This is a genomic window from Clostridium sardiniense, from assembly GCF_016907995.1.
GTDB lineage: Bacteria > Bacillota > Clostridia > Clostridiales > Clostridiaceae > Clostridium > Clostridium sardiniense.
The window spans coordinates 75,097-98,137 of record NZ_JAFBDA010000010.1 but is presented as its reverse complement, the minus strand read 5'-3'; the positions used below and the strand labels follow the sequence as shown (position 1 = coordinate 98,137).

Below are 23,041 nucleotides of genomic sequence, written 5' to 3'. Positions count from 1 at the left end.
AACAATTTTGTAAATAATAAACATTTATATAATCTTATAAAACGTAGTTATTTCAATTATTATATAGTTCTATAATATATTTTGACTAATTAATTTTGTATAAACTTTTAATTTTCGGCAATAATTAAAATACAAATGTATTAAAAATACCATTTAATCTCATTAAAAAGACTAGAATTAATTCTAGTCTTTTTCATTTATATCCATATTGTTTATCAAACTTTTATTTTATAATAAATTTTTAAGTACTATGAAAGTTAACTAAGTTAAACTTTTATCTCTATTATTCTATATAAATATCATTATTTTATAACTCTCTTTTCCTTTACATTATACTTATACCCATTCTCTTTCAGATATTTACTTAAGGATTTTATCATTTCATAATTATGTATAACATCTATGTTCACAAAATACTTAACATTATCTTGTGATAATTTTATATCATTATCTATTTTTTCACGCTCATTCTCATTATTTTTTGCTTGTACATTTTTTTCCATATACTGTACTGTTTTTTCTGCCTTTAATATTGTTTCTGCTCTGTCATTTATCTCCTTTAATATTTTATCCAGGGGCCATCCTAATTCTATATAATATGTAAAATCATCCATAGTAAGTTTAGTTTTTATATCTCTATTAACTGAATTTATTGCATTTCTTATTGACACTTCAAATATTAATCTTTTCTCCCTATCATCTTCTTGCTGTTTTTCTAATATTGCAGCTCTCATTTCAATATCTTCTTTTATACTCTTTAATGTTCCGCTAAGATTTAAGTATTGTTCCTTGATAGTTAACTTAGATGCATACTCTTCTTTTAATTTATGATTTCTTATACTTTCCTTTATGTATTCAATAGCTTTAAGTCTTTTTTCTTCTCTCCGTTTATCATCATATATTTTAATTCCATCCTTTATTGGTTTCTCTACTTCTGATATCAATTTTATAAGATCTCTACATTGAGATTCAAATTCTCTTATTGGTTTTTCCATTTCCTTTTTTACATTTTTTCTATAACTATCTATATTATTTCTAAGTTTAGCTAGATCCTTTTGAGTTGCTTTACACTTTTTTAAACTTTCTTCTGTAACTACTATACCTTTATATTTATTCATTGTATCATTTAGTGATAATTTAACTTCATCAAAATTCATTAATATAACTGGTAATTGCTTCTCTACTTCTATTTCTTTCATAGGACTTTCCTCCTAAAATTCAAAATCTTCTTCTGTATGTTTTTCTACTTCTTCTTGAGACTCTTCTTGTTGTTTCTTTATTTCAATATCTTTTTTCTTTTTATTAAGCATTTGAATACATATATTTAAAGCTGAATTAGGTATATCTTCAACTTTATTTACACCAGCCCAGGATAAAAATTTTCTTTTATCTACTCCAGTTTCATCTATTAAATTATTTATAGTCATTACACTTGCTCTGTTTATTTTTTGTTTTCCCGCTTCTGCATCTGCATCAACAGCTCCTCCATCTATAACATCTGTTTCAGCTATCTCAAAAGCCATCATATATAAGTATCTTCTTGAAAAACTTTGAGTACCTCCTATATTTTGTATTGCACTACACCCTTTTAAAGTGGCAATCTCCACAGGTGTTGACCACTCTCTAAATATATCTGGATTATCAATATCTCTAATATATAACCAAGCTTGTTGTGGTGTAAATTTAAACTCTGTATATAATCCAATCTTTAAACAAACGTCATTTATATGAGGTAAGAAATCTCCTAATTCAAAATATTTATAGTTTGCGAATTTATTATATCCTGTTTTCTTAAGTTCTCTATTTTGTAGTTCAACTCTAGCTTGTTGAATTTTTTGATATATATTAAATTTATTTGACTCAAAATTATCTAGTAAATTATTAATATCAATATTTATATTATCAAATAAATCTGATACTTTATCAAAGCTATTAGTTGCATCTATTATATCTATCTCATCATCTTGATTTAACCTTATATTTTTAATATTAATTCCTAATTCTCTTATTTCTTTATTAATTTCTTCAATTTCTTTTTTTATTTCAATAAAATCATTCATAATAATCCTCCTATAGTAAAAACTTTATTTAATAATTCACCTATAAGTTTTACTTTATATAAATTATTATTTGCAAATTTAATTAACATTACTCTATTGATTTTATGTTACTTAAGCTTTTTTATACTATTATTTTCCATTATCCTATATCCATTAGATAATGATTATTCATAACTACACTCATATGCTTTCTAATATGCCTTAGCAGCATTAAAATAATTTATATAATAAATGCAAAAGTGCCTTTTCTTATCAGTAAGCTCAATATTTTCTAATACATCTTTTACCTCTTCCACAATAGTCTCTTTTTATTATTTAAAATTTAATGATCTCTCCATTTACATTTATCTTAAACATCCATTAATGCTTCTCCAAATCCTTGGAAATAAACAACCACTCTTTATCTTAAGAAACGTAAAATTTCTTTTACCTCTTCATCATCAGTTAAACTTATAAGCCATTCATAAGTTGCTCTAGATTTTTGTTCTGCAGCCATATCCTCATGTAAATCAGCTATAGCATCATCTTTTGCTTGAATATAAGTTGCTGTCCATGGATTTCCTTGAGCATCAGAATAATATAGTTCTTTACCATGATCTGTATAATGCCCACCAAGTCCAGCCTTTTTTAACTCTTTAACTGACGCATTATCCATTAATTGATAAATCATAGTACCAGTCATTTCTGCATGAGCCATTTTTTCAGTACCTAAATTATTTAATACATCATACATACTTTATCTTTTTAGAACATTAAATACCTAGAAAAATATATTATTCAATTTAAATAATTTTCTTAAGTATTTCATAATTCCTAAGTATATAAAATAAAAAATCACTTATATTTCTACAAGTGATTTTTAATGTTTTCTACTTTTTATAGAACAGAGGAATAAAATTAATTATTGATACAATTCATTTATACACATGTACATATATATTTATTCATAATAAAAAAAGCCTATTCAATTAACTACTAGGCTCTTTTCTTTATAGACTTAAACTAATAGCACATGTAATCCCTATTGTTAGTCTCTAGCTTGCTATACGCATTACAGAACTGTATTAAACTCTATAATAGCATATAGTAACTAAAATATATTGATGAAGATAGCGAGATTTGAACTCACACCCAATAGATTTATAACCTATTCACTCTACCACTTGAGTTATATCTCCAAGAAGTAGGCTCTTACACCTACTATTAAATCATACATAGGGTCTGAGAAATTATATAAAAACTAATAAACAATTATAAGTTTGGCCTTATTTATTTCTACATTTTATTATTTCCCATAAATTAATTTTTTTATCCCTATTTTTATCAATAATAGGATGAATACTAATGACATTTAATATCCATACATCTATATACTAACATAAACTTTTTGGTATTAGTTGAGCGTAAATTGGGTATAAACTGGGGGATTTTTATATTTCCAATCTTTCTTGTTTACACCTGTCTATAAATATAGTTTACCTAATTTATTTATTGCATCCTACCTTATTTCTTTTCTAACGTAATCTACATTAAATCCTAAAATGGATTGTGCTTGATTCTAAGATATATATTTCTATTAGTATATTTAAACTCTATTAATTTTCTTTCACTATCATTCATGCTTTCTACTATACTATCTATTCGATCCTTTAATGTTCTTTTATTATTTAAATCTCTATTTAGTCCTATTAATTATTTTTTCTTATCTATAATCTCATTCTGAACTATTGAACTTATTTATAGATTGTGTTCTTTCCTCATATGCTATTGATTTACAACCTTCATAATTATTCTTTATATTATTTATTTTTAATTCTAAATATTTTATTTCTTCTAATTGTGAATAGGCATATAATATTAATACCTTTTTTCTTCTTCATCATCTATTTCTTAATTTATAATGGCCCTAATAACATTATAAATATTAATACTCATTTTTTAAAATTGACATTACTATCAATGACTCATATTTATTATTATAAAAAATACATTCTCTTAAAACTCCATCTTCTTTAAACCCTTCCGATTTATAAATGTTTTGCGCTCTAATATTTTTTACTCTTACATCTAACCATAATCTATGAGCCTTTAAATCATTAAAAGATAGCTTTTTTACTAATTTTAATGTTCCTTTGCCAAACCCTGTACCTTTTTCACATATTACAAACCGTCTAAATTCTATACTATTATTTTTATTTTCAATTCCTGATATAATTAAATATCCAATAGGTTTCTGTGTAGCAGATTCTTCAATGATTATATGTAGAATGTCTTTATTAACTAATGAATTAGTGTGTTGATCTTTTGGCCATTGACCTATATATTGAGCATTTTCTTTCTGTCGTTCTGCATTAATAACAAATTCTAAATCTTCAACTTTAGTCTTTCTCAAAATTATATTTTCTGATTCTTTTATTATATATTTCATATACCAATTTCTCCTTATATATTATGAACCAATAATCATAATATTCTACTCCTATGATAGACTATTAATAAATTGTGATTATAATAATACAATACCTTTTTCTATTTTATTTCCTTTTAAAAATTCTTTTACCTCAAGAGGTTTCCCCCCTGGAAACTGTAATATTTCTATAATCAGAATACCATTACTGGTGGCGACTGAAATTCCTTCATTATTTGCATCTATAATATAACCAGGTGGTTTAATAATATTTGCCTCTAATGACTTGGATTTGAATATTTTAATTGGAATATCTTTATAATAAGTATGAGCAGTTGGCCATGAGTTTATATTTTTATATGGCCAAGAACTCAATCCTCTTATTAAATTATGTATGTTAATACTACTATCATTCCAATTAATCTTTGCCATTTGCTTGTTTAGCATCTGTACATAAGAATTTCCATCACTCTGTTGCTTTACCCCACAAATTTTACCTGTGGCAATTCCCTTTATTGTTTCCTCTAACAGTTCAGCACCATTTATTTTTAATAAATTGTACAATTCTCCTGCTGTCATAGATTCAGATATGTCAAACTCACTTCTCATAAGCATATCACCCGTATCCATACCAGTATCCATTAGTATAGTTGTATTTCCAGTTTTTATTTCACCATTTATTAAACTCCAATTTATTGGTGCTGCCCCCCTATACATTGGAAGGCGAGATGCATGTAAACAAATACATCCAAGTTTTGGTATGTCAAGTATTTGCTTAATTAAGATTTGACCATATGCTACAACAATAATAAAATCAGGATTTATTTCTTTTAATTTATCAATAATTACAGAGTCTGATCTTATTTTTTCGGGCTGAAAAATTTGAATTTCATTCGATAGTCCTACCTTTTTGATTGGTGAAATTACTACCTTTTTCCCTCTTCCACTTGGTTTATCAGGTTGTGTTACAATCGCACTTACATTATATTTCTCTATCATTTTCTTCAATGAGGGAACTGCAAAATCAGGAGTTCCCATAAAAACTATTTTCACTATTAACACCTTCCTTTGATAATACAAAATATATTTTGTAGTTATTCATTAGTTGCACAATAATTTACAATTATATGCTAATTATAACATATTTTGTAAATATAGTACTATTCAATTTTCAAAGATCAATTTTTCTTAACTAATTCGCTTAATCCTTATATTGCTAACTTTTTTAATTTAGTAGGCTATATTTATATCACCTACCTTTTAATATTTTATTTTTATGGTGCTCTTTCTTTTTTTGTTTTAATCCAATAATCATTTACGAGTAAATCTATTAAGAATATATATCTTCAAAAAAAAAATTCTTAACACTATATTTGAATCTAACTTTCTTTTTAATTCCATCAATCTATATTCAATTTCCTATACACCATTTAACAGTATTCCTATTAATAAGCAACCTAATAAAAGAAAAGCCTTATGTATTTTAGAAGAAAAAACTATAATGGATTACTATCTAAAAAAAGATAGTGATTATCAAATCATTGTATCATTAGCTTTAACTTGTGGTCTTAGAGTTGGCGAAATTATGGGATTAACTTGGAATGATATAGATTTTAAAAATAATTCTATACCTATAACTAAACAATGGCAAAAGAAAAAGGATGGTTGTTTCGGATTAACTGATATAAAGAGAAAAATTTTAATAGAATAGTTCCGTTAACTCCTAGTACTAAAAAGATATTATTGAAAATAAAAAAATCTCGACCTTTAAATATAGATCAGAGATTAATAACTGAAAAAAGTTCTGATATATGATAAGTATGAGAACAAACTTAGATAAACAATTACGTAAAAATTTAATACATGTATACATGTACTTAGACATACTTACACAACAAAACTTATAGCATATAGATTAGATCTTTAAAACAGCTGCTCATATACTTAGTCATAATGTAGAACAAACTTGAGAGTGTATTCACATATAACAGATTAAATGTATAATAAAGCAGCTGAATTAATATCTAATTTATTTTAAATTTTTGCCGAATTTTTGATGAATCGCCTTTTTAGCTATTTTTCAAATTTAAGAATGCCTTAAACACTGATATTCAGAGGTTAATTCCAATTATTCATCACATTATCCCACATCATCTTACCACATTTAGCTAATGTTACAGTTCCATAAACACTATTTGGAATTGACATCGAAAGAACTGTAAATGCAAATGTTCCTTTTGAAAGCTGAATTAGTGCTGTATCATTTTCGACTCCTGTTTTATCTCCAGTCTTACTTGAAATTTCATATTTTAAATCATCTGGTATATAAAGTGCTAATTTATTCTTAATCTGCTGTCTCCTTAGAATATCTATTAACATTGTACTATTTTCCTTACTTAGAAAAGTTCCTTCGTATAAATGCTTCCACATCTTTGATAAATCTCTAGCTGATGTTAAATTTTCTATATCTGATTTTCCCTTTCTTTCATCAGTTGTTTTTCTATTTAGGACGGTATTTTTCAAACCCATTTCTTTGATATCTTTATTTATTTGATCTATTCCAACAATATCAATAATTTTGTTTGCTGCTGTATTATCACTTTGAATAAGCATAGCAACTAAAAGTTCAAATACAGTATAATCTCTAGAGTTAAATTCATGAATTATACCCGTTCCATAAACTTTATCTGAGCCTTCTATCTTTATTTTATCCATAAAAGATGTAGTTCCTCTTTCAACATCTTTTATTAAAGAAACTGCTATAGGTAACTTCATACATCCAGCTGAAACCATCTGAACGTTTTCATTGTAACCGTAAACAAATCCACTTTCTAAATCTTCAAAGAAGAAACTATAAGTACCAATTCTTGATTCTAAATATTTTTTAATCTCTTTCATAATACCCTCCAGCTTTAAAATTTAAATCTGTCCCAATTGTTAATAAAATTATAACATATTACCATATATTTTTGAACCATCTATAATTATATCAATATTAAAATTAAAGGATTTAGCGACATGCTAAATCCTTTAAATACCTTTAACTAATCTCCAAATGAGATTCCTATTTTTTTAGCAATTGTAACTAATTCACAACTTGGATCAACTTGTTTAGTTTTTTGACCTATTACATTTTCTAAGCTATCGTAAGTTATTTCATCCCCCTTTAAGCATACCATATTACCAAATAAGCCTTCATTAATCATTTCAACTGCAGCTACTCCATATCTTGTCGATAAAATTCTATCAAAAGTTGAAGTATTACCCCCTCTTTGAATATGCCCAAGAACAGTACACCTTACTTCATGATCTTTTATTATCTTTTCTAAATCATCAGCCAATTTATTTCCAATTCCACCAAGCCTTATAGGATCTGGACTATCAGCTACAATCTTAGAAACTACAACTTCTCCATCCTTTGCTTTTGCACCTTCAGCAACTACTATGATTGTGAATAGTTTACCTTCGGCTTTTCTTTCATTAATTTTGTCTACTATCTTATTAATATCATATGGAATCTCTGGTAATAAAATTACATCAGCTGAACCTGCTATTCCAGATTCTAATGCAATCCAGCCAGCCCCTCTTCCCATAACTTCACAGAGCATAATTCTATGATGTGATTCTGCTGTTGTATGAAGTCTATCTAAAGCATCTGTTGCTACATCTATTGCAGTATTAAATCCAAATGTAACATCAGTCGATGCTAAATCATTATCTATAGTCTTTGGAACACCTATAACTTTTATACCTTTTCGTGAAAAATCTCTAGCTGAGGTTAGTGTACCATCCCCTCCTATAACTACTAATACATCTACTCCTTCTTTTTTAAGATTCTCAACTGCTACATCTGAGACATCTTTCTTTACAATTACTCCATCTTCTTCAATACTATAATCAAAAAGATTGTCCTTATTTGAACTATATAATATTGTACCTCCTCTATGAAGTATTCCAGATACTGATTCTAATGTTAATGGTATAAAATCATTGCTATATAACCCACGATAACCAAATTTATAACCTATAACTTCATAACCATAATTTAAAATTGCAGTTCTAGTTACTGCTCTAATTACAGCATTTAAACCAGGACAATCTCCTCCTCCAGTTAATAAAGCTATTTTTTTAACTCCTTTTGTCATTTCACAAATCCCCCTCTACCCATTTTATAGACATTCTCGATTAAATTTTCTTTATTTTCTGACAACTTCAAACAAAAAAATTTAATCTTTTTCTCTCCTAACCTTTGTACAACACTCGATGCAATTGTTTTCAATATTAACATTAAAAGTAAACTATTTCTTTTTTTTATATTACCATAACTTATCAATTTTATAAAGCATATTTTACCATATTATTAATAAATTGTATTTTAAGCTTACTTCGTATAAATATATTATTTATTTTAATTTATTATGTCTATAAAAAAAGTTTAGCTAATACTTATTAGCTAAACTCTTTAACCTATAAAGGTGGTAAAGTCATAAAACCTGCAAATACTAATACAGCAAGTATTACACCTACTATTATTCTGTATACTGCAAATACTCTCATTGGTTTCTTCTTTAAGTAACTTATAAACTTATCCATTACTATTAATGAAACTATAAATGCTACCACAAATCCAACTGCTAATGCTATCCATTTTGTTGAATCCATTTGTGAATAGTCAAATTTCAACATATCGAGACCACTTGACCCAACCATAGCTGGTATTGCTAAGAAGAATGAAAATTCTGCTGCAATTGGAGTTGAAAGACCTGCTATCCAACCACCCATTATAGTAGAAGCACTTCTTGACATTCCAGGCCACATAGCAAAACATTGAGCCACACCAACTATTAATGCTTCTTTAGCTGTAATCTTGTCTATATCATTTGCCTTAGGTCTTCTTTTTCTATAAGTATTCTCTATAACTATTAATAGAATACCACCAACTATAAATCCATATATAACAGCCCTTGGTGTAAATAAAGACTTAATTTTATCATGAAGAGCTAGACCAACTATAAGTGCTGGTATTGAACCAACTATTACATTAATCCCGAATCTGAAACCAGTTTCTCCTTCTCTTCCCTTTGTAAATATAAATTTAAAGAATTCTACTACACTTGTACTAATTTTTTTCCAGAATAATACAACGACTGCTAAAATTGCTCCAAGTTGTATAACAACTTCAAACATATTTGCAAATTCACCAGTAAAATCAATTAGATTTCCTACTAGTATCATATGCCCTGTCGATGATACCGGAACAAATTCTGTAAGACCTTCTACTATAGCAATAATTATTGCTTTAAGTATTAATAGTAAATCTATTCCCACTAATTCTCACTCACTTTCAAAAATATTATTGACTTTTTAATTATAAGTATATTGTGACACCTTGTCTACATTATCCAATTAATTAAGTAAAATTTAAGAAAATAAGGAGACTTTAGTAAAATAAAGTCTCCTTATATATTATTTTATATATATTATTTTAAAACTGGAGCTAATATCTTTTTCTTTTCTTCTTCAACATCTGGTACAAAGCTCTTAAGAAGTGTAAATTCTCCCTTAAGCTCATACGCTCCAAGGTATGCTGGAATAAGTATACTGTCTCCCATCTTAACTTCTAATGATCCCTTATCCCAAACTATTTCTCCATTTCCTTCAACACAAGTAAATAGATAGAATCTATCTCTATCACTTTCTTCTTTTGCACTTTCTTTTATTTCATATTTTTCTATTGCAAAATACTCTCCAATGCAAAGAACTGTTTTATCATATCCATCTTCATGAATTGTAATTCCCTTTATATTTTCTCCCTTTAATGAGAAATCAATAACATCTAGTGCTTTTTCTACATGTATTTCTCTTCCTCTTCCATAATCATATACTCTATAAGTAGTATCACTATTTTGTTGTATTTCTGCAATTACAACACCTTCACAGATGGCATGAACTAATCCACTTTTTACATAAAACATATCTCCTCTTTTTACAGGTATTTGATTTAAATATGGAGTTAAATCTCCTTTTTTAATAGCTTCTTCAAAAGTTTTCTTATCACAATTCTTTGTTCCAACTATAAGTGAAGCTCCTTCTTTTGCATCAACAACATACCAAGCTTCAGTCTTTCCAAGATCATTATCAGCCACTCTTGCATATTCATCTCCTGGATGAACTTGAACTGATAACTTATCGTTTGCATTTATAAGTTTTATTAATAATGGGAAGTTATTTGTTGCTATCTTATCACCTACTAGTTTGTGACCTAGTTCTTCTATAAGCTCATCAAACTTCATTCCCTTAAATTCTCCATTTCCAACAACTCCAGTACCATTTCTATGACATGCAATATCCCAAGTTTCTCCTATTAATCCATCTGGCATATTATCTCTGAAGTTTTCTAGGTCTCTGCCTCCCCATATTTTGTCATAGTATAAGTTTTCAAATCTAATTGGATACATAGTAATTAATCTCCTTCTTTCTATATTGGTGCTTTTTAATATATTAATTCAACTTGAGATGAATCTATCTTTCTATATCTGTCATCTTCAAATTGCTCATACCCTATTTTAAACTTATTATAGTTTTTATCTATAATTTCTTTCTTGATAAAATCATCAGATTCTGATACTAATTCATTAGCTGTAGCTATATTTTTATAAGCTCTTTCTATGTTGTCCTCATATACAGCATAGTAAATTGCAGCATTATTTAAAGCTTCTATATTTCTTTCATTTATCTCATATGCTTTTCTAGTATTTTCAATCCCTTTATCCATATCCCCTTCTTTAAAGTAAAGATATCCAAGTGTTGCAAAATATTTATCATTAGATTTATTTATTTTAACAGCCGTTTCTAAGCTATCTATTGCTTTATCTAACTCATTTTTTATTATGTTTATACTAGCCATATGATAATAATTTTCTATTCTTCCTGCGTCTACATATGAAACTAACCTATAATAATCATACGCTAAATCTATTTTTTGCTCAACCTTTTCATAAAAATTCGCCACATTTTCTATTATTAAACAGTTTGACGGAGAATAATATAGCCCTCTTCTTAAGTAAGCCTTTGTGATATTTTCATCTCCCTCATTTTGCATCAAATTAGAAAGCAATAAACCATATATATTACTATATTCTTTATTTATAAAAGAACTTTTTATTGCATAATCACTAGCCTTTTTATAATCTTTATTTTCTAGATAATACATACCGGCTATATAATTTGCTCCATAAGTATCTTCATATTTACTTATTATTTTATCTATTATTTCAGTACAATCTTTAACTTGTTTTTTATTTATTTCTAATTGAATGCAGTTATAAAGTAAGGAATCTTTCTCTTCATCACTTAAAGTATCTAAAATTTCCAAACTCTTATTTAAATTTTTTTCTTCTATAGAATATGTTTTTGCTAATGCTAATTTAGTTATAGTATTAGATGAATTTTCTTTATATAACTCTTCTAAATACTCAATTGCGCCCTCTCGATTTCCATATGCATTGTTTTCTATAACATCTAATATCTTAATATCATTTTTATTAAGATTATAGGATTCTTGTAAGTTTTTATATCCTTCTTCATAATTATTAACTATCATATTTAAATCAGCTTTTTTAGCTAATTCAAAGGAATCATCTGCTTTATATCCATTTACCATTTCTTTTGCTTTGTCTTTATTATTTTGAGCTAAATACACAACAGTCATAGTTTCTCTTAACGGATTATTATTTTGTTCTTTCATTAAAAAATCTTCTCCATACTGTCTTGCCTTTTCAGCATCTCCATTCATAAGATAGGTAAAGGTGATATAATTCCCAAGAACCTTGTCCTCTTCCTTATATTTATCAATCCCCTTGTCCTTTTCTAGTTTATTTCTATCTCTATATGCTTTATCTAATAAAGAATTAGACTGTGCACGCTCTTCTTTTAATGAATATATTTCTGCTTCCTTTATTGTCCAAATAGGCCACTTTTCCCTCTTCTGCTTTTTTTCGTACTCTTTTAATGCTTCATCGTACTTTCCTGAATAATATATTCCATCCTCTTTATCTAATATAAGTTCTTCTTCAGCCCCGAAAAGCCCATTACATCCTACAGCCATCAGAAATGCAAATACTAAACTTCCAATAAGAGTTAGGATACTCTGTATATTTTGTTTTCTATTACTCCGAATTTTATTTTCTTTAAAATTATCGTTAAACGCTTTCATAAATACCCCCAAGAGTTTAGAATGTTAATTCTCTTTTAATTGTTTATTCATATATTTTACATTTTATCAAAAACCAATAAAAGAATCTACATAAAACTACATATAATTCTATTTGCAAAGCCAGTTTATTTTTGTATTTTTCTATGACTATTTCCTTATATTAATATTAATTTTATTGTATTTAAAAGTATTTCTATGTAATATAATTTTATGTTATACTAGTTATTATTTATGTGATAACTGTCGATACTTATTAACTATAGGGTGGTGAATACTATTAATATAAAATCATTTATAAGTATTATTTCTAGTAAAATAGTGCTTTTCATATCAAAAAACTTTTTAAAAGGTGGTAGTACTTTCCCAGGAAGAATTGCTTTAAAATTAGATAGAAATATTTTAAAGACTGTTTCTAAGGGATATAAAGTTATTCTTATCACTGGTACAAATGGTAAAACAACAACTACAAGTATGATTACAAACATACTTAAAGAAAATGGATTTAAAGTAATAACAAATAATACAGGGGCAAACCTTTTCCCTGGTATTGTGTCATGTTTTATTGATAACTTTAAATTTGGAGATAAAAACACTTCTAAATATGCAGTTATAGAGGTTGATGAAGCTAATGTTAAATTCATCACTGAATACATAAGCCCAGAACTTTTAACTGTAACTAATCTATTTAGAGACCAACTCGACAGATATGGCGAAGTATATACAACACTTACAAAGATACTTGAAGGAGTAGTTAAAACTCCCAAAACAAAACTTATTTTAAATGGAGATGAATCATTACTTGGTAATCTAGAAATTAAAAATCCTACAGAGTTTTATGGATTTAATGTTCCAGTTCAAGAAGATACAAAGCTTGATGTAAATGCAGATTCTAAGTTCTGTAAATTCTGTAAATCTCCATACAGTTATAACTTCATTACATATAATCATTTAGGAGATTTTTATTGTCCTAGCTGTGGATACAAAAGAGCTCCTTTAAAATATGCAGTTGATGAAATAATTGAAGTTACACCTGAATACTCAAGAGTTGTCATTAATGGAACTCCAATTACAATAAGTCAATCTGGAGCTTATAATATATATAATGGACTTTGCGCTTATTCAATAACAAAAGAACTTGGAGTATCAGATGAAGTAATTGCAAAATCTTTAGGAAAACAAGATTCAAGTTTTGGTAGACAAGAAGTTATTAAAATTGATGATAAAAATGTTAAAATAATACTTGTAAAAAATCCAGCAGGTTATAATCAAGCAATTGATACTTTATGTTTAAATAAAGAGCCATTCTCAGCTTTATTTATGCTAAACGATAACTATGCAGATGGACGAGATGTGTCTTGGATTTGGGATGTTGGATTTGAAAGACTTCCGAATCTTCCAATAAATGATATATACATCTCTGGTATGAGAATGTATGATATGGCAGTTAGACTTAAAACGGCTGGTCTTGATTCTAATAAGTTTATAATAGAAGATGATTATGAAGCATTAACTAATAAACTTAAAGAATGTGAAGATAAAAATATCTATATACTTGCAACTTATACTGCAATGATTAATTATAGAAAACACCTTCACTCAAAAGGCTATATAGAAAAACTTTGGTAAAGGAAGGTAGTATTATGGAATTAAATATTTGTCATCTTTATCCTGATCTACTAAATGTTTATGGTGATGTAGGAAATATATTAATACTTAAGTCAAGAGCTGAAGCTCGTGGTATAAAAATTAATGTTGTTGATATATCTGTAAATGATAAATTCGATGGAGATAATTATGATATAGTCTTCTTTGGTGGTGGCCAAGACTATGAGCAATCAATAGTTTCAGAAGATTTAATGAAAAATAAAAAAGAGGATTTAACTAAATATGTAGAAGATTCTAAAGTTTTACTAGCTATATGTGGTGGATATCAACTTCTTGGTAATTACTATAGAGCACCAAATGGTGAAAAACTTGAAGGACTAAAAATACTTGATATATATACCGAAGGTGGAGATACTCGTTTTATTGGAGATACAATCATACAAAATGATGAATTTTCTCACACTTATGTTGGTTTTGAAAATCATTCAGGTAGAACATATATAAATAATTTAAAACCTCTTGGTAGATGCATTCAAGGATATGGTAATAATGGTGAAGATGGAAATGAAGGTTGTGTATATAAAAATACATTTTGTACTTACTTCCATGGATCACTACTTTCAAAAAACCCTGAACTTGCAGATAAATTACTTGAGCTTGCTTTAAATCATAAATATGGAAATGTTACTTTAGAACCTTTAAATGATGATTTAGAAATTAAAGCTAAAGCTAATATAACAAAAAGATTTGAAAAGAAAGATAAGTAAAGAAAGAATCCTATAGATAAATTATCTATAGGATTCTTTCTTTTAACTAATTATTGTTTATTACTTTAACGTCTTTTAGATATTGAATATCATCATTTGAGATATTATCTAAAGTCTTAAATTCATAATTCATAAGCTTATATTCATTTATAATATTTTCTAAAGTGGTTACTGTACTCTTCTTTCCTTCTGCATCATGCATTAAGACAACTTCTACTCTATATGCTCCTGCATTATTTTTAATATTTTTTCTTATGCATTCACTGGATACATTGGAAGCTGTCGCATCTCCTGAATCAATATTCCAATCAACATACATAACATTCCTAGATTTTAGTTCCTTTTTTATTCCACTTAATACACTTTGTTTTCCAACCCTATTAGTAGAACCTCCAGGAAGCCTTACAAATTTAAAATCTAATTTTTCATTAAGTACATTATTTATTTTATTTTCACATAAATTTAAATCTTTAAAATATTCATCTGTACTACTATATATCTTTTCATAATCATGAACATTACAATGTGGATATATAGACATTCCTAAATTTCTAGCTTTTTTAAGTATATTTTTATTCTCCGCCGCCTTGTTTCCAACTACAAAAAAAGTACCTTTTACTCCATTTTTATTTAAGATATCAATAATATTATTTGTGTTTGTAATAGATGGTCCATCATCAAAAGTTAAATAAACAACCTTTTTTTTAGAATTATTGCAGTTTCCTTGAATATAAGCTGAATTTAAAGTAATAATTAAGATAATTGCTAATATTAAGTTTAATTTTTTTAATATTTTTATAAGATCACCCCCATATTAATAGTTTGCCTACTATCTTAATTTTTATTTAATTATATTGTAATATTTTTGGTACCTATTTCTGGGTAATGTTTATTGTTATTAACTGCGTAAAATGTTATACTTTTTTGTATGCATGTCCTTTATAGCAAAAAAAAAGAACGAGGTGGAGAAATGAGTTTAACTAAGAAAGGTATACTATTAAAAACAATGGTGCTTGTTTTTGCTATGTACTTATTAGCTCCTTTAGGAATGGTAAAATCATATGCAGATACACAAACACCATCTGATCCAAGTATAACTGCAAAGTATGCAATTACTATGGATTTAAAAACTGGTGAAGTTATTTATTCAAAAAATGCAGATGCAAAGGCATATCCTGCAAGTATCACCAAATTATTAACTGCATTAATCTTTGCAGAAAACGCACAAAAATATGACACAATTAAATTTACTGAGTCTGCAAAAGCTCAACCTCAGTATTCATTACATTCAAACTGGCCAGGAGTTACTATGAAAGTTGGCGACACAATGACTGCTGATGATGTAATGAAAGGCTTATTAATGTTCTCAGGAAATGATGCAGCTTATATGATAGCTGATAAGGTAGCTGGAAATGCAGAAAACTTTGCAAAGCTTATGAATAAAAAAGCTCAAGAACTTGGAATGAAAGATAGTCACTTTGTAACACCAAATGGATTACATAACCCAAATCATTATACTACAGCTTATGACTTAGCAATACTTACTAAAGCAGCTTTTGCTAACCCATGGGTTAAAGAAGTAATGGAAACTAAAGAAGCTACTATTACTATTGGTGGTAAAACTGTCAAATTAGAAAATAGAAATAAGACTTTGGGTAAAAATGGTAATGTCGCTGGTAAAACTGGTACAACTAATCAAGCTGGTGAATGCTTAGCTACTATTTTTAACAGAAATGGCAGAGATATTATTGGTGTTGTATTAAATTCAGCTGTTAGTGCTGATGACTCAACTAGATATGCTGACATGGATAAAATAATGGATTATAGCTACGCTGCAAAACCAGCAGTATTTGAAAAAGCTGGTGATTCTATAAAGAATGTTACTTTAGACTATAAAATGTTTAAATTCTTTGGTCCTACAAAGACAATCGAAGTACCTGTAACACTATCAGAAGATGCTATGCTTTATAAAAATACATTTAATGATAAAAATGCTGAAATAACATTTAATCCTGAAAATAAAGATGCATGGTCTGTAGCTGCAAATAATGATGTTAATCTTAATCTTTCTGTTAAAGAATATCATGCAGCTTTAACTGGAAACATAGGAGTATCAATTGGTCAATTATTTAAAGCAAACGTATTTGCTTACTTAGGTATAATTTTAGCTATTGTTATAATAATCCTTATAATAATATTTATTATAAGATTCATTAACAAAAGACGTTACCGCAAGAGCCGTTACAGAAGAAGTTACGGAAGTTATAAAAGATATTAATTTATAACTTAAGTATTAATAAAAGAGAGGACTTTAATTCCTCTCTTTTTATTTTCTCTTTTTACTTTTTTTACTTATAGACTTTTTATTATTTTTAGAAGATTTTCCTCTAAACTTTTTATTTTCTATGTTATTATTTTTATCTTTTGATTTACTCTTATATTTTGTTTTTTTATCTAAAACATCAGTTTTCTTGCCTTCTTTTAAATCTTTACTACTCTTGTTTTCCTTAATTGCCCTTGATTCTTTTTTCTTCATAATTGAATATCCAAAGCATCCAATTGAAATTCTAGGTAATTTATAATATTCGCCATGGCAATAAGCTATTAAATCACCTTTTTCAAAATGTATCTTTCCATTTTCATCTATAAGTTCCTCATTTATATGAGAACTTAAAACATCTGCAATGAACATATCATGACTGCCAAGGGAAATTATTTGCTTTACTCTACATTCAATATTTATTGGACACTCTTCAATATAAGATGCATTTATATTGTCGCATTCTTTCATAGTAAAATTCATTTCTTTTATCTTATCTAATTTTTTACCACTTCTAACTCCACAAAAATCTACTTCTTTTGTCATTCCCGCATGAGGAATATTAACTACAAATTCCATTGATTCTTTTATATAATCATAAGATAACCTCTCTGGTCTTACTGATATAGATAACATAGGGGGCCTTGTGCATACTGTTCCAGTCCAACCTACAGTAAATACATTTTCTTTTCCTTCTTTATTTCTTGATGTAATTAAAACTACTGGAACTGGATTTAAAACTACACTTCCTTTAAAATCTCTTTTTTTCATATGTTCTATTACTCCCATTCATTCCAGATTTCTGGTTTATATCCTATAGTTGCTGACTTTCCATTTCTAACTATAGGTGTTTTTATTAAACTTTGATTCTTTAATAAAACTTCAAGTTTCATTTCGCTACTTCTTATTTTATCTAAATTTGAAGCCTTATATCCCTTACCTTTTTCATTAATTAATTCATTTACAGGTATTGCTCTGCTTACATTATTTAATTCACCCTTACTTATTCCTTTTTCCTTCATATCAATAAGTGAATATTTTATTTTTCTTTCCTTAAAATATCTTTCTGCCTTTTTTGTATCAAAGCATTTTTTGCTTCCAAATATCTGTATGTTCAAAACTTTAATTCCTCTTTCTAATTTATAATAATTCTAATATTTCTTCTGGAGAATCTATAAAATAATCTGGCTTTAATTCCTCTAATCTCTTTATATCTAATTCTGTATATCTAACTCCACAAGTTTTACATCCAGCTTCTATGCCACATAATAAATCAAAATGGCTATCTCCTACCATTATTGTTTCCTCAGGCTTTACTCCTAAATGATTACACGCATATATTGCAGGTTCTCCACTTGGCTTATGTTTTTCTGTACATTCTGGAGTAACTATTATATCCATATATTTTGTTATATTAGCTATTTCCATTCCTCTTCTTGCCATCTCACCTCTTTTAGAAGTAACTACTCCCATTTTTATACCTCTATTTTTAAGTTCTTCTAAAAGTGTATCTACGCCTTTAAAAGTGAAACACATATTATCATGAAATTCTTCATTATATTTTCTATATCTATTTATTAAACTTTGAATTTTATCTTCATTTTCAGTATACATTTTAAAAGTATATGGTAACGGCTGTCCATAATGTGATGTTATTTCACTTTTTGAAGGTGTAAGTCCTAACCCCTCTTTAAATGTATGCTTAAAAGATTTATATATTAATTCGTTAGTATTTAATAAAGTTCCATCTAAATCAAATAAAACTGCTTTTATCACTTTATCCTATCCCCTCTCTTTATTTATAATGGTTATTATATCAAAAATAATTCTTTATTACTAACTTTAAATATTGATAAAGATTCAATCAATACCAATTGTATTAAATATCTAATTATGCTATATTTCTAAATAGAACAATTATCAACTGGAGGTTTATCATGGAAACACAACAAAGAAATAGGGATTTCTATTTTGATACATTAAAAGGTTTACTTATTTTATTTGTTATAATAGGTAATTCTCTTGAACTTGCTAGTCCGCAAAATATAGATACACATTATTTTATATTATTTTTATATATGTTTCATATGCCTATGTTTACATTTGTATCTGGATATTTTTCTAAGCTTAGTAAAAGAACCACAGTTCAAAAAGCTAAATCAACTTTTAAATTGTATTTTTTCGCTCAGTTATTATATATAATATTCTATAAATATTTACTAGGAAATAGTTCATATAAATTTGAACTCATGTATTCTCAATGGACTCTTTGGTATCTATTATCACTAACTTGTTGGTATATATTATCTGACTATGTTACTGATAAGAAAAAGTGGATTATTGGGTCAATAATTGTATCTCTTATGCTTGGATTTGATAATACTATAGGACTTCTTGCAAACATGTCAAGAACATTATTTTTCTTCCCTTTCTTTATAACTGGAATGGTTTTTAAAAAAGAATATATAGATGTTTTAAAGAAGCATATGATAAAACTATTAGTTGGATCATCGCTAGTGCTCATTATACTTTACATATTATCACATGATATAAAAATAGAGCTTTTATTTGAGTCAGCACCATACTCTAGTTATTATGATAATTTAGCTTTTCCATTTTATATACGATTATTCCACTATATAGGTTCCTTTGTACTAGGTGCATCTATATTAACCTTTATACCAAACTTTAAAACAATCTTTTCATCACTTGGAAGAAATTCATTGGTTCTATATCTTCTTCATGGAGGTATAAGTTATATATTGATAACTTTAGGATTTACAAGATATAATAATTTATTTGGGCTAATATTATCTGAACTACTTATAATTTGGGTCACTATTTTATGTACTGTAATATTTTTAAAGATAAAAACATCCTATGTACTAAAAAAAGGCACTATCAAATGATATTGCCTTTTTAATATATTTTAATAATGCTTTTTCTACTACTTTATCTTATTATGTTATATATCATAATAAGATCTTTTATTAAATTTTATATTATGAAAATATTACTTTCTTTCTATTAATTCTATTTAAAATCCTAGGATAGCTGTAGTTTAAGATTAAAAAGAATGCTATAACTGGAACTATTATATCTTTATCAGATACAAATGATGCAAAAATAATTATAGTTTCTAATGAGAGTATTAATATCTTGGATTTATTTAAATTATTATCAAGTATAGCTTTTTGCGTATAATACATAACTATAAGAATCCATGATAAAGTTATTAATAAAAATCCTATATTATTCAAATTAAAATGTAGTGAATTTGTAATATTTTTAATATCATATCTCTCATCTGTGATTTTACTACCTCTATAACTGTCTAAGTCTGTTTGCTTACTACTAATCGTCCATCCATTATTTCCTCTACCACTTATACTTTCTGATCCGTTTTTTATTAATTCAGGAGACACTTCTCTATTGTATTCATACATAGGTATACTATCTTTTAATACTTTAATATTATAAAGTCCATTTTCATATCTATCATTATACTCATTTAGTATATGATCAAAAGCATCTTTCTCTTTTCCTGTAATTTCTTCTTTTCCCTCTAAAGTATCTGCAATTTTGTTTAGTATATCACCAGAAACTCGTGCTCTATTTTCATCCCATAAATCCATAAATCTATTTTCTGAGATAACTCCGCCTAATTTTAAAAGACAACCCACAACAAATACTATTATACTTACTTTAAACAAAATATTAGTATATCTAGTTTGATTAGTTATAAGTGACTTTACATCATTTGAAATACTATTTTCATCTCCAAATTTTTCTATAGCAATGTTTATACTCTCTTCTTCTGTGTAGCCATCTTCCATCAGATCAGAAACTTTATCATATAAATGAAATTTCATTTCCTCTTTTAAAATTTCTGTTTCCTCATTATTTTTATTAACACCACTATATATTCTCTCAATATATTCCTCAATTCTTCCCATACTTATTTACCTCTCATAAAATTATTTATAATCTCTTTTAAAACATTCCATTCATTAGAATTCTTATTAAATATTTCTTTTCCTTCATCTGTTATAGAATAATACCTTCTCCGTCCCCCACTAGTTCCTGAATTATCATTCCAATATCCTTTAAGATATCCACGTGTTTCAAGCCTCTTTAGTGATACATAAAGTGTAGCTTCTTTTATTTCAAACTCATTTTTGGATATTTCTTTTATCTTCTTTAAAATCAAATATCCATACATATCCTCTTTATATAATACTGATAAAACAATTGAATCAATATATCCTTTTAAAACTTCCTTCCCAAACTCCATACTTATCCTCCTCTCTTTTATAAATTACTTTATATTATTAAGTACTTGTATTTATTATATAAGATACTACTTTATAATATCAAGTACTTTTTTAAAATTAAAGGAATTAATTAACAATAGGTTTTATATAAACTTTGAATTTAATTTACCATAATGAATTTAAGTTTCTATATTCAAAAAATATATAAAACTTTAGATTTTTAAAATTGATTTGTATAGATTTTAAATCTTTATTAATTTAACAATATATCACTTTTTGTCATACTATAAAGCATAATTAATTATTTTGTTAGAAGGGATATTTTATGAAAAGGAAATCTAAATTAGCCATTTTACTTACTATAATTTTTTCTGTATGTATGTGCTTTGTTGGATGTAAAAAAGAGGATGATACTTCTAGTCTAAAAACTATAAGACTTAATGAAGTTGTTCGTTCTGTCTTCTATGCACCAATGTATGTTGCAATAAACGAAAGATTCTTTGAGGAAGAAGGTATAAATATAGATCTATCTACAGGTCAAGGTGCAGATAAGGTCATGCAAAATGTATTATCTAATAATGCAGATATAGGTTTTTGTGGACCTGAACAAGTTATCTATATTTATAACCAAGGCCGAGATGATTACCCTGTATTATTCACGCAACTTACTAAAAGGGATGGCTCTTTCTTAGTGGGAAGGGAAAAAGATGAAAACTTTAAGTGGTCATCTTTAAAAGGTAAAGACATAATAGGTGGACGACCTGGTGGAGTTCCTGAAATGGCTCTAGAATATGTTTTAAATAAAAATAATATCGTTCCAAAGAAAGATGTTAACATGGTAACAAACTTAGACTTTACTGCAACTGCTGGCGCTTTTAAAGCTGGCACTGCTGATTACGTATCATTATTTGAACCTACAGCTTCAATGCTTGAAAAAGAAGGTAGTGGAAGTATAGTTGCTTCTATAGGAGAATCTTCTGGTGAAATGCCTTACACTTGTTTCTTTTCAACAAAATCTTATATGAATGATAATAAAGATGTAATAGAGAAGTTTACACGAGCTATATATAAAGGACAATTATGGTTTAAAGATCATACATCTAGCGAAGTAGCTGATTCAATATCATCCTTCTTCCCTGGAACTGATAAAGATATCATTATTTCAGTTATCGATAACTATAAAAAAATTGATGCTATTGCAGATAATCCAACTTTAAGTGAAGATGGCTTAAATCATCTTATGGATATAATAACTGATTATGACTCTTCTTTAATACCAGCAAGACCACCTTTTGCTGATATAGTTAATAATGAATTTGCAGAAAAAATCACTTCTGAAAAATAACTTTTAATTTTAAGGGGTTGTTCTTTATATGGAACAACTCTCTTATTG

At 27.2% G+C, this 23,041-nt stretch carries 22 protein-coding genes, 1 tRNA gene and 1 pseudogene; 6 read left to right on the top strand and 18 right to left on the bottom strand.

Features of this window, described 5'->3' with window-relative positions; all coding sequences use genetic code 11:
* Window positions 1-302: 302 nt before the first annotated feature.
* The 7 genes and pseudogenes from JOC62_RS10270 to fmt all read right to left on the bottom strand — a co-directional run bounded on the left by JOC62_RS10270 (window position 303) and on the right by fmt (window position 5,520).
* A complete protein-coding gene (locus JOC62_RS10270) occupies window positions 303-1,199 on the bottom strand; it encodes a DUF1351 domain-containing protein (protein WP_204595177.1) in 897 nt (298 codons plus the stop codon).
* A gap of 12 nt (window positions 1,200-1,211) precedes the next feature.
* A complete protein-coding gene (locus tag JOC62_RS10265) occupies window positions 1,212-2,060 on the bottom strand; it encodes an ERF family protein (RefSeq protein WP_204595176.1) in 849 nt (282 codons plus the stop codon).
* A 191-nt stretch (window positions 2,061-2,251) separates the two neighbouring features.
* The gene (locus JOC62_RS10260) at window positions 2,252-2,356 is read right to left on the bottom strand and encodes a terminase small subunit (protein WP_204595175.1); all 105 of its coding nucleotides are present in this window, start codon (window positions 2,354-2,356) and stop codon (window positions 2,252-2,254) included.
* A gap of 107 nt (window positions 2,357-2,463) precedes the next feature.
* Window positions 2,464-2,784: pseudogene (locus JOC62_RS10255) on the bottom strand (manganese catalase family protein); the annotation flags it as partial.
* A 380-nt stretch (window positions 2,785-3,164) separates the two neighbouring features.
* Window positions 3,165-3,238 (bottom strand) — tRNA-Tyr (locus JOC62_RS10250).
* Between the two features lie 746 nt (window positions 3,239-3,984).
* Window positions 3,985-4,488: a GNAT family N-acetyltransferase gene (locus JOC62_RS10245; protein ID WP_204595173.1), complete on the bottom strand. Its 504-nt coding sequence runs from the start codon at window positions 4,486-4,488 to the stop codon at window positions 3,985-3,987.
* 78 nt (window positions 4,489-4,566) lie between these two features.
* The gene (fmt, locus tag JOC62_RS10240) at window positions 4,567-5,520 is read right to left on the bottom strand and encodes a methionyl-tRNA formyltransferase (protein ID WP_204595172.1); all 954 of its coding nucleotides are present in this window, start codon (window positions 5,518-5,520) and stop codon (window positions 4,567-4,569) included.
* Between the two features lie 448 nt (window positions 5,521-5,968).
* Here fmt and JOC62_RS10235 point away from each other — a divergent pair, with 448 nt between their 5' ends.
* Window positions 5,969-6,178, top strand: coding sequence for a tyrosine-type recombinase/integrase (locus JOC62_RS10235; protein ID WP_204595171.1), 210 nt, complete (start codon window positions 5,969-5,971; stop codon window positions 6,176-6,178).
* A gap of 407 nt (window positions 6,179-6,585) precedes the next feature.
* Here the strand turns inward: JOC62_RS10235 and JOC62_RS10230 are convergent, their stop codons facing one another.
* From JOC62_RS10230 to JOC62_RS10210, 5 genes are all read right to left on the bottom strand, one after another.
* Complete coding sequence (locus JOC62_RS10230; protein WP_204595170.1) at window positions 6,586-7,365, bottom strand: serine hydrolase; 780 nt, start codon at window positions 7,363-7,365, stop codon at window positions 6,586-6,588.
* 146 nt (window positions 7,366-7,511) lie between these two features.
* Window positions 7,512-8,612: a 6-phosphofructokinase gene (locus JOC62_RS10225; RefSeq protein ID WP_204595169.1), complete on the bottom strand. Its 1,101-nt coding sequence runs from the start codon at window positions 8,610-8,612 to the stop codon at window positions 7,512-7,514.
* Between the two features lie 322 nt (window positions 8,613-8,934).
* Complete coding sequence (locus JOC62_RS10220) at window positions 8,935-9,795, bottom strand: undecaprenyl-diphosphate phosphatase (protein WP_204595168.1); 861 nt, start codon at window positions 9,793-9,795, stop codon at window positions 8,935-8,937.
* Between the two features lie 152 nt (window positions 9,796-9,947).
* Window positions 9,948-10,925 carry a type I phosphomannose isomerase catalytic subunit gene (locus JOC62_RS10215; protein WP_204595167.1) on the bottom strand — a complete coding sequence of 326 codons (978 nt, stop codon included), beginning with the start codon at window positions 10,923-10,925 and terminating at the stop codon, window positions 9,948-9,950.
* 35 nt (window positions 10,926-10,960) lie between these two features.
* Complete coding sequence (locus JOC62_RS10210; protein WP_204595166.1) at window positions 10,961-12,682, bottom strand: tetratricopeptide repeat protein; 1,722 nt, start codon at window positions 12,680-12,682, stop codon at window positions 10,961-10,963.
* Between the two features lie 267 nt (window positions 12,683-12,949).
* Here JOC62_RS10210 and JOC62_RS10205 point away from each other — a divergent pair, with 267 nt between their 5' ends.
* Window positions 12,950-14,308 (top strand): MurT ligase domain-containing protein, encoded by a 1,359-nt coding sequence (locus tag JOC62_RS10205; protein ID WP_204595165.1) that lies wholly within the window; start codon window positions 12,950-12,952, stop codon window positions 14,306-14,308.
* 14 nt (window positions 14,309-14,322) lie between these two features.
* Window positions 14,323-15,054 carry a type 1 glutamine amidotransferase gene (locus tag JOC62_RS10200; RefSeq protein WP_204595164.1) on the top strand — a complete coding sequence of 244 codons (732 nt, stop codon included), beginning with the start codon at window positions 14,323-14,325 and terminating at the stop codon, window positions 15,052-15,054.
* A 46-nt stretch (window positions 15,055-15,100) separates the two neighbouring features.
* Here the strand turns inward: JOC62_RS10200 and JOC62_RS10195 are convergent, their stop codons facing one another.
* Window positions 15,101-15,784, bottom strand: coding sequence for a polysaccharide deacetylase family protein (locus tag JOC62_RS10195; RefSeq protein ID WP_341534805.1), 684 nt, complete (start codon window positions 15,782-15,784; stop codon window positions 15,101-15,103).
* 240 nt (window positions 15,785-16,024) lie between these two features.
* Between JOC62_RS10195 and JOC62_RS10190 the strand changes: the two genes are divergently transcribed.
* Complete coding sequence (locus JOC62_RS10190) at window positions 16,025-17,332, top strand: D-alanyl-D-alanine carboxypeptidase family protein (protein ID WP_204595163.1); 1,308 nt, start codon at window positions 16,025-16,027, stop codon at window positions 17,330-17,332.
* 48 nt (window positions 17,333-17,380) lie between these two features.
* On the opposite strand, the gene JOC62_RS10185 is transcribed toward JOC62_RS10190, so the two are convergent.
* From JOC62_RS10185 to ppaX, 3 genes are read right to left on the bottom strand one after another with little or no spacing between them, the layout of a single operon-like run.
* On the bottom strand, window positions 17,381-18,145 hold the full coding sequence (locus tag JOC62_RS10185; RefSeq protein ID WP_204595162.1) for a flavin reductase family protein: 765 nt from the start codon (window positions 18,143-18,145) through the stop codon (window positions 17,381-17,383).
* A gap of 8 nt (window positions 18,146-18,153) precedes the next feature.
* A complete protein-coding gene (locus JOC62_RS10180) occupies window positions 18,154-18,492 on the bottom strand; it encodes an arsenate reductase family protein (protein ID WP_204595161.1) in 339 nt (112 codons plus the stop codon).
* Window positions 18,493-18,514: 22 nt separating this feature from the next.
* Window positions 18,515-19,150 carry a pyrophosphatase PpaX gene (gene ppaX / locus JOC62_RS10175; RefSeq protein ID WP_204595160.1) on the bottom strand — a complete coding sequence of 212 codons (636 nt, stop codon included), beginning with the start codon at window positions 19,148-19,150 and terminating at the stop codon, window positions 18,515-18,517.
* Window positions 19,151-19,311: 161 nt separating this feature from the next.
* Here ppaX and JOC62_RS10170 point away from each other — a divergent pair, with 161 nt between their 5' ends.
* Entirely contained in the window at window positions 19,312-20,283 is a 972-nt protein-coding gene (locus JOC62_RS10170; protein ID WP_204595159.1) for an acyltransferase family protein, read from the top strand.
* 93 nt (window positions 20,284-20,376) lie between these two features.
* Here JOC62_RS10170 and JOC62_RS10165 read toward each other — a convergent pair whose 3' ends face one another.
* Together JOC62_RS10165 and JOC62_RS10160 are read right to left on the bottom strand one after the other, a co-directional pair.
* The gene (locus JOC62_RS10165) at window positions 20,377-21,330 is read right to left on the bottom strand and encodes a permease prefix domain 1-containing protein (RefSeq protein WP_204595158.1); all 954 of its coding nucleotides are present in this window, start codon (window positions 21,328-21,330) and stop codon (window positions 20,377-20,379) included.
* Between the two features lie 2 nt (window positions 21,331-21,332).
* Entirely contained in the window at window positions 21,333-21,668 is a 336-nt protein-coding gene (locus JOC62_RS10160) for a PadR family transcriptional regulator (RefSeq protein WP_204595157.1), read from the bottom strand.
* Between the two features lie 305 nt (window positions 21,669-21,973).
* On the opposite strand from JOC62_RS10160, the gene JOC62_RS10155 reads away from it, so the two are divergent.
* A complete protein-coding gene (locus tag JOC62_RS10155) occupies window positions 21,974-22,993 on the top strand; it encodes an ABC transporter substrate-binding protein (RefSeq protein ID WP_204595156.1) in 1,020 nt (339 codons plus the stop codon).
* Window positions 22,994-23,041: the final 48 nt, after the last annotated feature.

Excerpts from the sequence above, each read along its gene's own strand:
- JOC62_RS10270 (WP_204595177.1), bottom strand. The coding sequence starts at position 1,199 with ATGAAAGAAATAGAAGTAGAGAAGCAATTACCAGTTATATTAATGAAT.
- JOC62_RS10265 (WP_204595176.1), bottom strand. The coding sequence starts at position 2,060 with ATGAATGATTTTATTGAAATAAAAAAAGAAATTGAAGAAATTAATAAA.
- JOC62_RS10245 (WP_204595173.1), bottom strand. The coding sequence starts at position 4,488 with ATGAAATATATAATAAAAGAATCAGAAAATATAATTTTGAGAAAGACT.
- JOC62_RS10235 (WP_204595171.1), top strand. The coding sequence starts at position 5,969 with ATGGATTACTATCTAAAAAAAGATAGTGATTATCAAATCATTGTATCA.
- JOC62_RS10230 (WP_204595170.1), bottom strand. The coding sequence starts at position 7,365 with ATGAAAGAGATTAAAAAATATTTAGAATCAAGAATTGGTACTTATAGT.
- JOC62_RS10225 (WP_204595169.1), bottom strand. The coding sequence starts at position 8,612 with ATGACAAAAGGAGTTAAAAAAATAGCTTTATTAACTGGAGGAGGAGAT.
- JOC62_RS10215 (WP_204595167.1), bottom strand. The coding sequence starts at position 10,925 with ATGTATCCAATTAGATTTGAAAACTTATACTATGACAAAATATGGGGA.
- JOC62_RS10210 (WP_204595166.1), bottom strand. The coding sequence starts at position 12,682 with ATGAAAGCGTTTAACGATAATTTTAAAGAAAATAAAATTCGGAGTAAT.
- JOC62_RS10200 (WP_204595164.1), top strand. The coding sequence starts at position 14,323 with ATGGAATTAAATATTTGTCATCTTTATCCTGATCTACTAAATGTTTAT.
- JOC62_RS10190 (WP_204595163.1), top strand. The coding sequence starts at position 16,025 with ATGAGTTTAACTAAGAAAGGTATACTATTAAAAACAATGGTGCTTGTT.
- JOC62_RS10185 (WP_204595162.1), bottom strand. The coding sequence starts at position 18,145 with ATGAAAAAAAGAGATTTTAAAGGAAGTGTAGTTTTAAATCCAGTTCCA.
- JOC62_RS10170 (WP_204595159.1), top strand. The coding sequence starts at position 19,312 with ATGGAAACACAACAAAGAAATAGGGATTTCTATTTTGATACATTAAAA.
- JOC62_RS10165 (WP_204595158.1), bottom strand. The coding sequence starts at position 21,330 with ATGGGAAGAATTGAGGAATATATTGAGAGAATATATAGTGGTGTTAAT.
- JOC62_RS10160 (WP_204595157.1), bottom strand. The coding sequence starts at position 21,668 with ATGGAGTTTGGGAAGGAAGTTTTAAAAGGATATATTGATTCAATTGTT.
- JOC62_RS10155 (WP_204595156.1), top strand. The coding sequence starts at position 21,974 with ATGAAAAGGAAATCTAAATTAGCCATTTTACTTACTATAATTTTTTCT.